The 14,602-nt window shown below is 41.8% G+C and carries 10 protein-coding genes; 5 read left to right on the top strand and 5 right to left on the bottom strand.

What is annotated here, in order from left to right; translation table 11 throughout:
* Position 1: 1 nt before the first annotated feature.
* Both L641_RS0113090 and hutI read right to left on the bottom strand, forming a co-directional pair.
* Positions 2-1,726: a GGDEF domain-containing phosphodiesterase gene (locus L641_RS0113090; protein WP_024602140.1), complete on the bottom strand. Its 1,725-nt coding sequence runs from the start codon at positions 1,724-1,726 to the stop codon at positions 2-4.
* A gap of 59 nt (positions 1,727-1,785) precedes the next feature.
* Positions 1,786-3,033: an imidazolonepropionase gene (gene hutI / locus L641_RS0113085; protein WP_024602139.1), complete on the bottom strand. Its 1,248-nt coding sequence runs from the start codon at positions 3,031-3,033 to the stop codon at positions 1,786-1,788.
* Positions 3,034-3,143: 110 nt separating this feature from the next.
* Here hutI and hutC point away from each other — a divergent pair, with 110 nt between their 5' ends.
* The 3 genes from hutC to hutH are packed head-to-tail and all read left to right on the top strand — an operon-like array spanning position 3,144 to position 7,104.
* Positions 3,144-3,866, top strand: coding sequence for a histidine utilization repressor (gene hutC, locus L641_RS0113080; RefSeq protein WP_024602138.1), 723 nt, complete (start codon positions 3,144-3,146; stop codon positions 3,864-3,866).
* 29 nt (positions 3,867-3,895) lie between these two features.
* A complete protein-coding gene (hutU, locus tag L641_RS0113075; protein ID WP_024602137.1) occupies positions 3,896-5,575 on the top strand; it encodes a urocanate hydratase in 1,680 nt (559 codons plus the stop codon).
* Positions 5,572-7,104, top strand: coding sequence for a histidine ammonia-lyase (gene hutH / locus L641_RS0113070; RefSeq protein WP_024602136.1), 1,533 nt, complete (start codon positions 5,572-5,574; stop codon positions 7,102-7,104). The genes hutU and hutH overlap by 4 nt, the downstream gene beginning before the upstream one ends.
* On the opposite strand, the gene L641_RS0113065 is transcribed toward hutH, so the two are convergent.
* Positions 7,101-7,871, bottom strand: a complete 771-nt coding sequence (locus L641_RS0113065) for an NADP-binding protein (RefSeq protein WP_024602135.1) — start codon at positions 7,869-7,871, stop codon at positions 7,101-7,103. The two genes, hutH and L641_RS0113065, sit on opposite strands and share 4 nt — an antisense overlap.
* Before the next feature lie 620 nt (positions 7,872-8,491).
* On the opposite strand from L641_RS0113065, the gene secA reads away from it, so the two are divergent.
* Together secA and mutT are read left to right on the top strand one after the other, a co-directional pair.
* Positions 8,492-11,200: a preprotein translocase subunit SecA gene (secA, locus tag L641_RS0113060; RefSeq protein WP_016899311.1), complete on the top strand. Its 2,709-nt coding sequence runs from the start codon at positions 8,492-8,494 to the stop codon at positions 11,198-11,200.
* 70 nt (positions 11,201-11,270) lie between these two features.
* A complete protein-coding gene (mutT, locus tag L641_RS0113055) occupies positions 11,271-11,669 on the top strand; it encodes an 8-oxo-dGTP diphosphatase MutT (protein ID WP_016899312.1) in 399 nt (132 codons plus the stop codon).
* A gap of 108 nt (positions 11,670-11,777) precedes the next feature.
* Here mutT and L641_RS0113050 read toward each other — a convergent pair whose 3' ends face one another.
* Positions 11,778-13,850, bottom strand: a complete 2,073-nt coding sequence (locus L641_RS0113050; protein WP_024602134.1) for a M13-type metalloendopeptidase — start codon at positions 13,848-13,850, stop codon at positions 11,778-11,780.
* A gap of 239 nt (positions 13,851-14,089) precedes the next feature.
* Positions 14,090-14,569 (bottom strand): DUF721 domain-containing protein, encoded by a 480-nt coding sequence (locus L641_RS0113045; RefSeq protein WP_024602133.1) that lies wholly within the window; start codon positions 14,567-14,569, stop codon positions 14,090-14,092.
* Between the last annotated feature and the right edge of the window lie 33 nt (positions 14,570-14,602).

Raw genomic sequence — 14,602 nt, 5'->3', positions numbered from 1 at the left:
CCTAGTCTTCTTGTGCCTGTAACCACTGTTTAAACCAACTCATTAACCCCAAGCTACTTAAAGGGTGTCCGAAGTAGTAGCCTTGTGAGGCATAAGCTTTCAAACTTTTCACAAATTTAAGTTGGTCCAGTGTTTCAACACCTTCAAAAATCACTTTTGTTTGTTGCTGATTATGCATTTCTACCATACCGCTTACTAAGCTGCGTATATTATTTTGATTACTAAAGTCTGCAGTTAATGCAGGCGATACTTTAATATATTCCACCGCTAAACTAGGTAACTTAGAAAGTAATACAGGGTTATCACCTAAACCATCAACACACACTTTTAAACCTAAACTGTTAAGCCTTGCGATCATGGCTCTGCCTTTATCATCTAGGCTGGTAAAAACATGAAGCGGACATTCAATAATTAAATCGCCTGGCCTGAGTTGATGCTCACCAATTACTCCGTAAACAAAATCAACAAACTCTTCATTGAGCATTTCTGGGCCAAATAAATTAACACTCAAAGGTACCGACATCCCTTCCATACGAAGTGCCATGGCTAATTCGCCAGCACGCTCTATAACAAAGGTAGCCAGTGAATAACCAAGCCCTGCAATTCTAATATCATTTATAAATCGGCTTGCCGATAAGGTGCCTTGCGTGGGGTGTTGCCAACGTAATAACAATTCTAAAAATTCAATTTGACCATCGCCGTTGCGAATAACGGGTTGAAAAAACAGCTCAAACTCATCAGCAAAGCTGATATTCGCAAGCTCTGTTAATCGCGCTTGTTGCTCTAAATGCTCAACCGTCATTTGTTGATGATAAGCCACTATTTGTTTGCTTGGCTGACTATCAAGTGCCAAATACGCATAACTAATTAAATCATCAAAGCTCGTACTTTGTTGATCGCAATGAACATAACTGGCTCTTACCTTTACTTCAATAGTGCAATTAGCCACGTTAAAGGGCTTTAATGTAGCGCCAATAATTTGCTTGATAAGCTGTTGATGTAAATGATTATGGCTTTGTAGATCACAAATAAACGCAAAATTTAACCCGCCTAAATGCGCTAATTTAGCATGCGGAGCAAGGAACAACACTTCATCACTGTCTAGTAAGTCTTTTATTCGATTTGCCGACTGCGACAACAATAAGTCACCAAAATCTCGTCCAATATGCTGATTTACCTGCGCAAACCCCTCTAGCCTTAATACAATAAGTGCGGCTCTGAATGAACCTTCATCAATAAGCTCATTATACTTTTGACGTAACTGTTGTTTATCGGGGAAGCTGACTAAGGGTGAGTTTTCAACATACACCTCAGGCTCAGTTTGTGGCTTTAAAGGCGTAGTAGCTTTAGGCTCATTATCAGCTAAAAAACCACTGACTGAGAGCAGTAAAATAGCCATGAGCAACCACGCTAAATGCAGCGTAAAAAAGAGATACCCTATTAACAATAAAGCAAATAATGCGCTTGCACAGGCACTGATAAGAAATGGTTTTTTTTGCTTTTGTAACTTCGCTTGATATAAATTAAAACCAAAACCTAGCGCTAGTAAAATAGCGAGCCAAGGTATTGCGCTACTGACCATAGCTAAGCCAATGAGCCCAGTACATAAAAAGCTGAGTCTCATTACGTTACTTTTAACGGTTAATAGCGTGGCAACCATTGCCATTAAAAGTGCACCACTTAAAAAAATAGCTAAATTGCTGTAGCTCAATAACGTTCCATCCATAGCTGACGTACTCACTGACATTAAATAAAACATAGGTTTAAGAGTTAATTTTATACAAACTAACTAAGTTTACCCAATATCCATAAATTTAACAGTTTATTTACCCCAAACTGATAACTTAATTGTGCAGGGTGGTCAATTTGCCAATGAGCGATATCTGCGCGAGCGCCAACTTTTAACACCCCTCTATCAGTAAAACCTAAAGCACGAGCCGCATGTGCTGTTACGCCAGTTAATGCCTGCTCTGGAGTGAAATTAAATAAGGTGCAGGCCATATTCATCATTAATTGCAACGAACATAATGGTGATGTGCCGGGATTAAAATCACTGGCAATTGCGATGGGAACCTTGTATTTATTTAACAGTTCAATTGGTGGGTATTTCGTTTCTTTTAAAAAATAAAAAGCCCCAGGCAGTAATACCGCCACAGTGCCTGCGTTTGCCATAGCTTTAACGCCTGCTTCATCAAGGTATTCTAAATGATCAGCCGACAGGCCATTGTATTGTGCTACCAGCGCTGCACCGTGTTGATTTGATAATTGCTCGGCATGACACTTGATTGCCAAACCCTGTTTTTTAGCTGCATCAAATACGCGTTGAGTTTGTGCGTAGCTAAAGCCAATGTCTTCACAAAAAACGTCAACGGCATCCACTAGGTCATGTTCAACAAGCGTGCTTAGCATTTCATTACATACCAAATCTATGTAATCATCACTGCGGTTTTTAAACTCCAAAGGTAGCGCATGTGCCCCTAAAAAGGTGTTAACCACTTCAATGGGGTGATGTTGATTTAACAGCCTAGCCACCTCCAATATTTTTTTCTCATTGTCTATATCAAGCCCATACCCTGACTTAATTTCAACCGTCGTCACCCCTTCAGCTAACAATGCATTTAAACGCTCTTTTGCTGCTACAAATAACTGTTCGTGGTCAGCCTCTCGGGTTGCTTTAACTGTACTTGCTATTCCCCCTCCCTGCGCTGCTATTTGCTGATAGCTCACGCCCTGCAAACGCTGCTCAAACTCTTGCGCACGAGAACCGGCAAACACTAAATGTGTATGGCAATCAATTAAGCCTGGGGTTAACCATTGTCCTTTTACACTTAATATCGGGGTGGCTAACACATCAAAATTAGGTAAATCAGCTTGTTTACCTAGCCACACTATTTTGCCATTTTTAATAGCTAGCGCCGCATTTTCTATCGCCCCATAAGGCGCATCAATATTGCTATCCATGGTCGCAATGTTGGCATCTGTGAGCAATAAATCGATATCATTTAACTGTTCTGTAGATTCTGTGGCTTGCATAAGTTTCTCCGCGATAATGTTCAAACGAGTTTAACAACACATCTTGTATATACAAGGTAATTATGCCATCTTATTAAGTATTGTTTATTTTTAATACACCAAAAGCGTTTATGCCAACACCTAAATTTACACAAATAAAACAGTTTATTGTGGACAAAATACGCAGTGGGCTTTGGCTTGAAAACCAACGCGTGCCCTCAGAAAATGAACTGGCAAAGCAGTTTGCGGTAAGCAGAATGACCGCACGTCGAGCGTTAAGTGAGCTAACTGATACAGGCATTTTAACCCGTAGCCAAGGGCTAGGTACTTTTGTCGCAAGCTTTAAGTCGCAGTCATCATTACTTGAAATAAAAAACATTGCACATGAAGTCAAAGAGCGAAACGGAAACTACAGCTGCACAGTACAGGTGCTGGAATCAATCAATGCCGTGGCGCCAATTGCTATTGCTTTAGGTGTTGAGGTAGATAGTGTGGTGTATAGAAGTGTCATTATTCATAACGAAAATGACAGTCCCTTGCAAGTTGAAGAACGCTTTGTAAACCCGTTACTTGCCAAGGATTATTTACAACAAAATTTTACCGCTCTTACCCCACACGAATACCTATCAACGGTTGCCCCTTTAACACAAGCAAGGCACACGGTAGAGGCTATTACACCAAGCAGTGAAATGTGCCAATGGCTTAACCTATATAATGAAGAGCCATGCTTACAAGTAATACGCCGCACTTGGTCGATAAACGGAATTGTAAGCTTTGCACGACTTATATCGCCGGGTAGTAAGTACCGCTTGGGCGGACAATTAACATTTAAAAATAATAATAAAAGCGCATAACGCTTAACACTATTTAACAGGAGTGAACAATGAATCATCGACTGGACACACAACGCACAATACGCGCGCAACATGGCAATAAAATAACCACCAAAAGCTGGCAAACCGAAGCGGCTAAACGCATGCTAATGAATAATTTAGACCCTGATGTTGCAGAGCACCCTCAAGCTCTGGTGGTTTATGGTGGTATTGGCCGTGCTGCACGTAATTGGCCAAGTTATGACAAAATAATTGAAACGCTTGAACGCCTTGAAAATGACGAAACTCTATTAGTGCAATCAGGCAAACCGGTGGGTGTATTTAAAACTCATAGCAATGCACCACGGGTATTAATTGCAAATTCTAACCTTGTTCCGCACTGGGCAAATTGGGAGCACTTTAACGAGCTAGATAAAAAAGGCTTGATGATGTATGGCCAAATGACCGCAGGGTCTTGGATTTACATTGGCTCTCAAGGCATAGTGCAAGGCACTTACGAAACGTTTGTGGCTATGGCAAAACAGCATTTTGCTGGTAATGCTAAAGGTAAGTGGGTATTAACGGGTGGCCTTGGAGGTATGGGGGGCGCACAACCATTAGCGGCTACTATGGCAGGCTTTAGTGCCTTGGTAGTGGAATGTGATGAAAGCCGTATCGATTTTCGGATAAAAATAGGATATGTCGATGTAAAAGCCACAGATCTTGAGCATGCACTAAAATTAATAACAGATGCTTGCATAAAAGGTGAAGCGCTTTCTGTGGGTTTACTAGGTAACGCCGCCGATGTGTTCAGTACCTTAGTAAAAAGTGGGGTGACCCCCGATATAGTTACCGATCAAACCTCAGCTCATGATCCACTTAACGGTTACCTGCCACAAGATTGGAGTATGGAGCATGCAGCAAAAATGCGAATCGATAACCCACAAGCAGTTGTAAAAGCGGCTAAACAGTCAATGGCCGTCCAAGTAAAGGCGATGCTGGCACTACAAAAAGCGGGCGCAGCAACAACCGACTATGGCAATAATATTCGTCAAATGGCTCTAGAAGAAGGCGTGAGTAATGCATTTGATTTCCCTGGGTTTGTGCCTGCGTATATTCGTCCATTATTTTGTGAAGGTATTGGCCCATTTAGATGGGTAGCACTATCGGGCGATCCCGAAGATATTTATAAAACCGATGCAAAAGTAAAAGAGCTCATTCCAGATGATAAACACCTGCATAATTGGCTTGATATGGCGCGTGAGCGAATTCAATTTCAAGGCTTGCCTGCACGTATTTGTTGGGTCGGTTTAAAAGATAGAGCGCGCCTTGCTGTTGCCTTTAACGATATGGTTAAAAGCGGTGAGCTTAAAGCGCCGGTAGTTATTGGACGAGATCATCTCGACTCAGGCTCAGTTGCCAGCCCTAACCGTGAAACTGAAAGTATGAAAGATGGCTCCGACGCGGTCTCCGATTGGCCACTATTAAATGCCCTGCTTAATACCGCAGGCGGTGCTACTTGGGTATCACTTCACCATGGCGGTGGTGTAGGCATGGGGTTTAGCCAGCACTCAGGCGTAGTGATTGTTGCCGATGGTACTGATGAAGCAGAGCAGCGTCTTGCTCGAGTATTATGGAACGATCCCGCCACCGGTGTAATGCGCCATGCTGATGCGGGTTATGAAATTGCAAAAAACTGTGCGCAACAGCAGCAGCTAGACCTACCAATGCTTAATGAGGACAAGTCATGATTTCATATACACTCAAACCGGGTCAGCTTGACTTAAACACGCTAAGAAAAATTAACAAATCAGCCATACACTTAACTCTGGCCAATGATGCACAGGCGCAAATAGCTGCCAGTGCTCAAACAGTCCAAAACGTGATAAACGAACATCGCACTGTATATGGTATTAATACTGGCTTTGGGTTATTGGCCAATACTAAAATCGCTGACGATGAACTCGAACTATTACAACGCAGTATTGTGCTTTCACACGCCGCAGGTATTGGTGAGTTAATGGATGACAGCACCGTTAGATTGATGATCACACTAAAAATAAACTCTTTATCGCGCGGTTATTCTGGTATTCGCTTAGCTGTGCTTGAGTTTTTTATGCAGCTGCTTAAAAGTGAAGTTTACCCTTGCGTGCCTAAAAAGGGCTCAGTGGGTGCATCGGGCGATTTAGCACCACTTGCGCATATGTGTTTGCCTTTATTAGGTGAGGGTAAAATGCGTTATCAAGGTGAGCTGATAAGCGCTACACAAGGGCTAAAAATTGCGGGGCTTGAGCCACTAACATTAGCTGCAAAAGAAGGGTTAGCCTTATTGAATGGCACCCAAGCATCCACTGCATTTGCACTACAAGGCTTATTTAGAGCCGAAGACTTGTACGCACAAAGCTGTGTTATTGGCTCTATCAGTATAGAAGCGGCCATGGGCAGTCGCGCGCCATTTGATGCACGTATTCATGACATTCGTGGTCAGCAAGGGCAAATAGATACGGCTCACGTATTTAGAGAATTACTCGATACCCACTCACAAATTAGTGACTCACATATTAATTGTGAAAAAGTACAAGACCCATATTGCCTGCGTTGCCAACCGCAAGTACTTGGTGCATGCTTAACCCAAATACGCCAAGCCGCCGAGGTACTACTGTGTGAATCAAACGGGGTAACCGATAACCCACTCGTTTTTGCCGATGTAGGGGATATTATTTCAGGCGGAAACTTTCATGCTGAGCCCGTCGCTATGGCCGCTGATAACCTTGCGATTGCTATTGCTGAAATTGGCGCCTTAGCCGAGCGACGTATTGCCCTACTGATTGACTCTAATTTATCAAAATTACCGCCATTTTTAGTAAAAAACGGCGGGGTAAATTCAGGATTTATGATTGCTCAAGTCACCGCTGCAGCACTGGCCTCTGAAAACAAATCCTTAGCACACCCAGCTTCGGTAGATAGCTTACCAACTTCAGCAAATCAGGAAGACCATGTTTCCATGGCAACGTTTGCAGCACGACGACTGGTTGATATGGCGAATAATACGCAAGGCGTACTGGCCATAGAATGGCTAAGTGCTGCCCAAGGGCTTGAATTTAGAGCACCACTTCGCGCGTGTGATAAAGTCGAAAGTGCCAAAGCACTGCTACGCCAGCATGTTAGTTATTATGACAAAGACCGGTATTTTGCTCCCGATATTGAAGCGGCTAACACGCTACTAAGTGAAGGTAAGTTGTGTGACTTCATAAGCCACTCACCCTTACCTTCTTATTAAATACCATACTGATAACTACAACCCAGTGCTTCTATCGCTGAGCCAATAACTTTGCGCTCAGCGACTTCATCACTACTAAAGCTTGGCATTTGTGTGCCATACAGCTCAGACTTTTGTGCATAATAATCTGCTTTGGTCGGGTGCGCTGGGTTCACCACGTTATAAATGCTTTGTCCTTGCGACCAGTTATTAAGGACCGCATAAATAGCATTGATCACATCTTGTTGATGCACCATATTCACTACTTGCTGACTAGAGGTATTGAGTTCTTTACCCGCCACAAAACGACCAGGCTCTCTGTTTGGCCCCAACAATCCGGCTAAGCGAAGCACTTTACCTTGCTGTTCAAGCACTTGCTCTTCAGCGTCATACAGCTTTATTTGTCGCTCGTTAGTGCCAGATATATCGCTACTTTCACTATAAACTCCAGGCTCTTGATCATACACCCCAGTCGATGAGCACAATAAAAAACCTTTGCAATTAAGTTCAGTTGCCAGCTTTAACCCCTGCTCCAGCACTTGAGAATAATCACTTTCGCTGTCACGACTGCGCGGAGGTATAGCACACACCCAGTACGCGTTTTGTAAATCCACTTGGTGCTGCAGCTCGCCGTTTTGTAGAACAAACTGACGCTCAAAATCAAATTGATGAGTGTCACTACGATGAGTTCCTTGCACTTGCCAACCTTGTTTTTGTGCATCAATACATAAGGCTTGGCCAAGCCAACCAGCGCCAAGAACGACTAAGTTATCTTTGTTGGTTTGCACTTTATTACCCTTTTATTAAACTCAATCAACGTGTTATATAGCAATAAAAAAGATGACTAACTCTATGCTACTAAAAATAATATTAGCAAACGCTGGTTACAGAAGATATTAACATACACCTTTTTTACGATTAACAACCTCTTTAATGATAAAGCTTCCGTGCATACACATCTGCCGATAAACCGCATGACTTAAGTGACCTACCGAGATTAATTAATAAAATTATTGCTCAATTTAAGGATTAAAAAACGATAGCGACAAACAAGGCATTTAAGGGTGAAATTTAAGCGCTTCGCTCTTGTTTTTAATTTATTCAACACCATATCTTAAGGGTCTGTTTATCTGCAGTTTTAATCAAGTTTCGTTACATAACGCTATTTTTATGAGCGAGATCTCATTTTTCTGTTTTAAATGAAGATCTTTTTATTGAGGTAGTTTGATGTTTAGCAGAGTCTGGTATAGTAGCGCAGGTAATAAACAGTGCTTTTTAAGCAGCTTAATACAAAATTGCTAATTAATGTGTCCTAAAGGTTAATTTAAAGAATACATTAATTATCAATTGTAAAAAATGGGTTAGCCGATGTACGGCTAGCAAAAAAACACATTGTAACGGTTTTATCATGATATCTAATTTATTTACCAAGATTTTTGGTAGTCGCAATGACCGCACTATTAAAAACCTAAGAAAGACGGTCGCACTGATCAATGCACTTGAAACGCAGCTAGAAGCGCTTTCAGATGAAGATTTAAAAGCTAAAACAGCCGAGTTTAGAGAGCGTTACGATAACGGACAAAGCTTAGGCGATATTCTACCAGAAGCATTTGCAGTGGTACGTGAAGCATCAAAACGTGTAAACGGTATGCGTCATTTCGACGTGCAGTTATTAGGTGGTATGGTTTTACACCAAGGTCGTATCGCAGAAATGCGTACCGGTGAAGGTAAAACACTCACAGCGACACTGCCGGCTTATTTAAATGGTCTAACAGGTAAAGGTGTTCATGTCATTACCGTGAATGACTACTTGGCCAAACGTGATGCTGAAACCAATCGCCCATTATTTGAATTTTTAGGGTTAACCGTAGGCTGTAATGTTCCGGGCATGATGCCACAACAGAAAAAACAAGCTTATGCAGCTGACATCACTTACGGTACCAATAACGAATTTGGTTTTGATTACCTGCGTGACAACATGGCATTTAGTATTGATGAGCGCGTACAACGCCCATTATTTTATGCTGTAGTGGATGAAGTGGATTCAATCCTTATTGATGAAGCACGTACGCCACTGATTATTTCTGGTCCCGCTGAAGATAGCTCTGAGCTATACACTGAAATAAATACCATCGTTCCTCTACTTGAATTACAAGAAAAAGAAGACGAGGAAGGAATTGAAGGTGATGGCGATTTCACCATCGATGAAAAATCTAAGCAAGTTCATCTTACTGAGCGTGGGCAAATAAAAGTTGAAGAGTTACTTACCGAGCGCGGCCTAATTGAAGAAGGTGACTCACTATATTCAGCAGCGAGCATTACCCTACTTAGCCATGTTTATGCAGCTCTTCGTGCGCACAAGCTTTATCAAAAAGATGTTGACTACGTTATTAAAGAAAACGAAGTCATCATTATTGATGAGCACACAGGTCGCTCTATGGAAGGACGTCGTTGGTCAGAAGGTTTACACCAAGCTGTAGAGGCAAAAGAAGGTGTGAAAATTCAAAACGAGAACCAAACATTAGCCTCTATTACGTTCCAAAATTACTTCCGCTTGTACGAAACGCTAGCAGGTATGACAGGCACAGCCGACACAGAAGCGTTTGAGTTTCAGTCTATCTACGGTTTAGACACTGTGGTTATGCCAACCAATAAACCAATGATCCGCGATGATCGCGCTGATTTAGTTTACTTAACTCAAGAAGAAAAGTACGAAGCGATTTTAGCAGACATTAAAGACTGTCAAGAACGTGGTCAGCCGGTACTTGTAGGTACTATCTCAATTGAAAGCTCTGAGTACTTATCGCAGTTTTTACGCAAAGAAAAAATTAAGCACAACGTACTTAATGCTAAATTCCACGCACAAGAAGCAGACATTGTTTCTGATGCGGGCTTACCAGGCACAGTCACCATTGCCACCAACATGGCCGGTCGTGGTACCGATATTGTACTTGGTGGTAATTGGAACAGCGAAGTTGAAAAACTTGAGAACCCAACTGACGAACAAATTGCTGAAATAAAAGCAGCATGGAAAATTCGCCATGATGCGGTAATTGATGCTGGCGGCTTACACATTATTGGTACTGAGCGTCATGAATCACGTCGTATTGATAACCAGTTACGTGGTCGTTCTGGCCGTCAAGGTGATGCCGGTTCAAGCCGTTTCTACCTATCGATGGATGATGCGTTAATGCGTATTTTTGCCGGTGAGCGCATGACTAACATGATGCGTAAACTAGGTATGCAACGTGGTGAAGCCATTGAACATCCATGGGTAAACCGCGCAATCGAAAACGCCCAGCGTAAAGTAGAAGCACGTAACTTTGATGTGCGTAAACAGCTACTTGAGTACGATGATGTAGCAAACGATCAACGTCGTGTTGTTTATTCTCAACGTAACGAATTGCTTGAAGAAGGTGATATTTCAGAAACGATTACCGCTATCCGTGGTGATGTGCTCGCGGGTGTGATTGATCAATACATTGCCCCACAAAGCTTGGCTGAAATGTGGGATATCCCAGGGCTTGAAGAACGCTTAAAACAAGACTTCTTGATTGAGTTACCACTTTCGCAGTGGTTAGCTGATGACAATAAACTGTACGAAGAAAAACTGCGTGAGCGTATTGAAGAAGCGGTTGAACAAGCTTACAAGCAAAAAGAAGAAATGGTCGGCGATTCTGTACTGCGCCAGTTTGAAAAAGCCATTATGCTTCAAAGTCTTGACCAACATTGGAAAGACCATCTTGCTGCAATGGATCACTTACGCCAAGGTATTCACTTACGTGGTTATGCACAAAAGAATCCTAAGCAAGAGTACAAACGTGAGTCGTTTGAATTGTTCTCTGAAATGCTAGAAAACTTAAAAGTCGATGTCGTCGGTATTTTAAGTAAAGTGCAAGTTCGCGCCGAAGAAGATGTTGAAAAAGTAGAAGAGCAACACCGTAAAAGTGAAAATGCCCCTCGCGAATATCAACATGAAGAAGCAGAGCATGTAGGTGGTGAAGCACCACAAAGCGCTCAGGTTATGGCGCGTAGCGAGCCAAAAGTGGGTCGTAACGATCCATGTCCATGTGGTTCAGGTCAAAAATACAAACAATGTTGTGGTAAATTAAAATAACACCACTTTGTTACGTTAGATAAAAAGCGACGCTTGCGTCGCTTTTTTTATGCTATTTAAGGGAGAGGTAATGACTAAAGTAATCATCAATGTTGCTGTGGGTGTAATTAAAAAAAATAACAATGTGTTTATTTGTAAACGTGCAGATGAACAGCACCAAGGTGGCTTATGGGAATTTCCAGGCGGAAAAGTTGAAGCCGGAGAAAGTGTTTTTCAAGCACTGAAGCGTGAATTATTTGAAGAAGTAGGACTGACTATTCATAGCTCAAGCGAACTTGTCACTATAGAGCACGACTATGGCGATAAATGCGTACGACTTAATGTACACGTGGTCAGTAACTTTAATGGTCAAGCTCATGGCGCAGAAGGGCAACCAAGCGAATGGGTAAGTATAGACGAACTTGATAACTATGATTTTCCTGCAGCCAATGTCGAGATTATCAGCGCCATAAAAACGAAATATAGCTAGTTTTATCATCAGGTATAAAAGTAACTAAAAAGCCAGTGGGCATCATGCTCACTGGCTTTTTATTTTGCGATTAGTGGGGCTAACCGCTTAAGCTAATTTCAGCTTAAATTACCAAATTTTTACGCGATCTTCAGGCTTGATATACATTTTATCGCCCTCTTTAACATCAAACGCTTGGTAAAATTCCGGCATGTTCGACAAAATACCAATCACGCGATAATGACTCGGTGAATGTGAATCGGTCATTAAACGATTGCGCAATGCTTCATCACGGTATTTACGACGCCAAATTTGCGACCAGCCCATAAAGAAGCGTTGGTCGCCCGTATAGCCTTCAATAATGGGCGCTTTAGAATCACCCAGCGATAATTGATACGCTTTATAAGCGACGGTTAAGCCGCCTAAATCACCAATGTTTTCACCCAGTGTCAGCTCACCATTAACGCTGGCATCTTCAAACGGTTTATATTGATTATACTGCGCAACTAAGGCAGCACTTCGCTCTTCAAACTGCTTAAGGTCTGACTCGCTCCACCAATTACGTAAATTGCCATCACCGTCGTATTTTGCACCTTGGTCATCAAAGCCATGGCCTAACTCATGGCCAATAACCGCACCAATAGCACCATAGTTAACCGCATCATCTGCTTCTAAATTAAAGAAAGGAGGCTGCAGAATCGCCGCAGGGAATACTATTTCGTTATTCACTGGGTTATAGTAAGCATTCACTGTTTGTGGCGTCATATGCCACTCAGAGCGATCAACTGGCTTACCTAATTTAGCAATCATATCTGCATAAGCCCACTCACTGTAGCGAATATAGTTACCTACTAGTTCATCAGGATTAATTACTAAATCTGAATAATCTTTCCATTTATCTGGGTAACCAATTTTAGGCGTAAACTTATCCAGCTTTTCTTGCGCCGCAACTTTTGTTTCAGGGCTCATCCACTCAAGGTTTTCAATTGCCACTGAATAGCCTTTAATCACGTTATCAACTAATTCTTCCATGCGCGCTTTCGCTTCTGGCGGGAAGTTTTCTTTAACGTAGACTTTACCTAAAATTTCACCCAGTACACTGTTTGATGCATCAACGGCTTGCTTCCAAAGTGGCGCTTGCTCTTCAACACCGCGCAATGTGGTGCTGTAAAAATTAAATTTCAAATCCACTAAGTCTTTATTTAGCAACTGCGCGTAATTACTAACGAAATGGAATTTTAAGTAGTTTTGCCAAACCGATAAGTCTGTATTTTTGAAAATGTCTGCAAATTTTTCAAAGTAACTTGGTTGGCGCACAATCAACTCTTGGGCATCAACACCAACGGCTTCAAAGTAAGCACTTAAATCAAAATCTCCCATTAACGTGTTAGCTTCAGCTACTGACATTTTATTATATGATTTTGTTGCATCACGACTTTGTACCCGACTCCACTGTGCCTCAGCAAGTGTCGTTTCAAGGGCAAGTATCGCTTTGGCTGCATCAGCGGCATTATTAACGCCAGCTTTAGCTAAAATATCGGTAATATAGGTTTGATATGCCGCGCGAATTTTTGTGAATTTTTCATCATCTTTTAAATAATAATCACGGTCAGGTAAACCAAGTCCCGCTTGATAGGCATAAAGCGCATTTTCACTTGAGTTTTTAGCATCATTATTAACATACCAGCCAAAAGGAAGATCTCCGCCTTTAACTTGTAGCTGTGCCATCAATGTGACCAACGCGACTTTATCTTTTACTGTATCAATGCTTTTAATAGCTGGCTCAAGTGGTAACATCCCTAACTCTTCACGAGCATTTTCAGCCATGTAGCTAGTATAAAATGCGCCGATCTTATATTCATCTGAACCTGGCTTTGCGCTGCTATTGGTACTGGCATTTTCTAGTACTGTTTTCATTGCTTTTTGCGATTCATCATATAACTGTGAGAACGACCCATAGTTTGACTTATCGCCAGGGATTTCAGTTTTTTCTAACCATTTACCGTTTACGTGGTAGTAAAAATCATCCTGTGCACGAACACTTTTATCGATATTTTGTAAATCAACACCTAAGGCACCAGGGGTTGCTACCGGTGCGGTTACTGTTGTTGCTTCTGCTTGCATTTCTTGTGGCTTTTCGCCGCAACCAACCAAACCTAACGCCAATGCAATACTGGCGGCAGTCATTGTTATTTTTTTCATAAGAATTCCGTATATTAATTAGAATAAATACGCATTTCATTAAGATTTGATAACTCAAAAAAACAACAATAGGATGCAGTCTATTATCTGCTTAATGAAATACGCATCAGCTACAACCTAATTTAGGAAGTACTAACTAGGCATCATAAACCTGATTTAAATAACAATAAAATCGAATATGTAACAAAGTATTTTAAAGCCAGCAAAACAAACCGAGCAAGGTGTCAAATGGTATTTAATTAAGGTTTATTTTTACCGTGTAAAGCTAAGCGTTGAAGCTTTTCTTTTAATGACGGTGGAGCAGAATCGGCGATCGCATTTAAATAATCAGCCGTTTGTTCACTCATTTTAAGGGAGTTCGTTGGTTTGCCATCAGCCACTTTAGGTCGAGTGCTTAACCGTTGAGTTGCCTGTGGATTGGCAGTAATTTTTATTTGCCCAAGCTCGGCCATACCCGCGGCTCTAAAATGCGATTGCATGTCCATTTTTAAATAATTAAGCCTAAGCGCAATAGGTGCAGAAACAGCTTCTATCATTAAGGTGCCGTCACGGTAATTACTTACTCGGCACTTTTCACCTAACTTAGGGCCTAAGAAATCGCGCAACAATTGTTGCTGTGTATCCAGTGCATGGCTTTTTCCCGCATAGGCTGCTAAGCGGTTGTTCAGCCCAGCCATAATATCGGTTAACGGTTTTGGCGCATATCTATCTTTAGCCATATCACACCTTAAAAACATCAAAAGAAGGCTTGC

Origin of the sequence: Pseudoalteromonas sp. TB41 (genome assembly GCF_000497975.1) — a bacterium.
GTDB classification, from domain to species: Bacteria; Pseudomonadota; Gammaproteobacteria; order Enterobacterales; family Alteromonadaceae; genus Pseudoalteromonas; species Pseudoalteromonas tetraodonis.
Note: the sequence above shows the minus strand (reverse complement) of the source record. Positions and strands in the feature narration are given on the sequence as shown.

Bases quoted from the DNA above. Each gene is read 5' to 3' on its own strand.
- L641_RS0113090 (WP_024602140.1), bottom strand. From the start codon at position 1,726: ATGGATGGAACGTTATTGAGCTACAGCAATTTAGCTATTTTTTTAAGT.
- hutI (WP_024602139.1), bottom strand. From the start codon at position 3,033: ATGCAAGCCACAGAATCTACAGAACAGTTAAATGATATCGATTTATTG.
- hutC (WP_024602138.1), top strand. From the start codon at position 3,144: ATGCCAACACCTAAATTTACACAAATAAAACAGTTTATTGTGGACAAA.
- hutU (WP_024602137.1), top strand. From the start codon at position 3,896: ATGAATCATCGACTGGACACACAACGCACAATACGCGCGCAACATGGC.
- hutH (WP_024602136.1), top strand. From the start codon at position 5,572: ATGATTTCATATACACTCAAACCGGGTCAGCTTGACTTAAACACGCTA.
- secA (WP_016899311.1), top strand. From the start codon at position 8,492: ATGATATCTAATTTATTTACCAAGATTTTTGGTAGTCGCAATGACCGC.
- mutT (WP_016899312.1), top strand. From the start codon at position 11,271: ATGACTAAAGTAATCATCAATGTTGCTGTGGGTGTAATTAAAAAAAAT.
- L641_RS0113050 (WP_024602134.1), bottom strand. From the start codon at position 13,850: ATGAAAAAAATAACAATGACTGCCGCCAGTATTGCATTGGCGTTAGGT.
- L641_RS0113045 (WP_024602133.1), bottom strand. From the start codon at position 14,569: ATGGCTAAAGATAGATATGCGCCAAAACCGTTAACCGATATTATGGCT.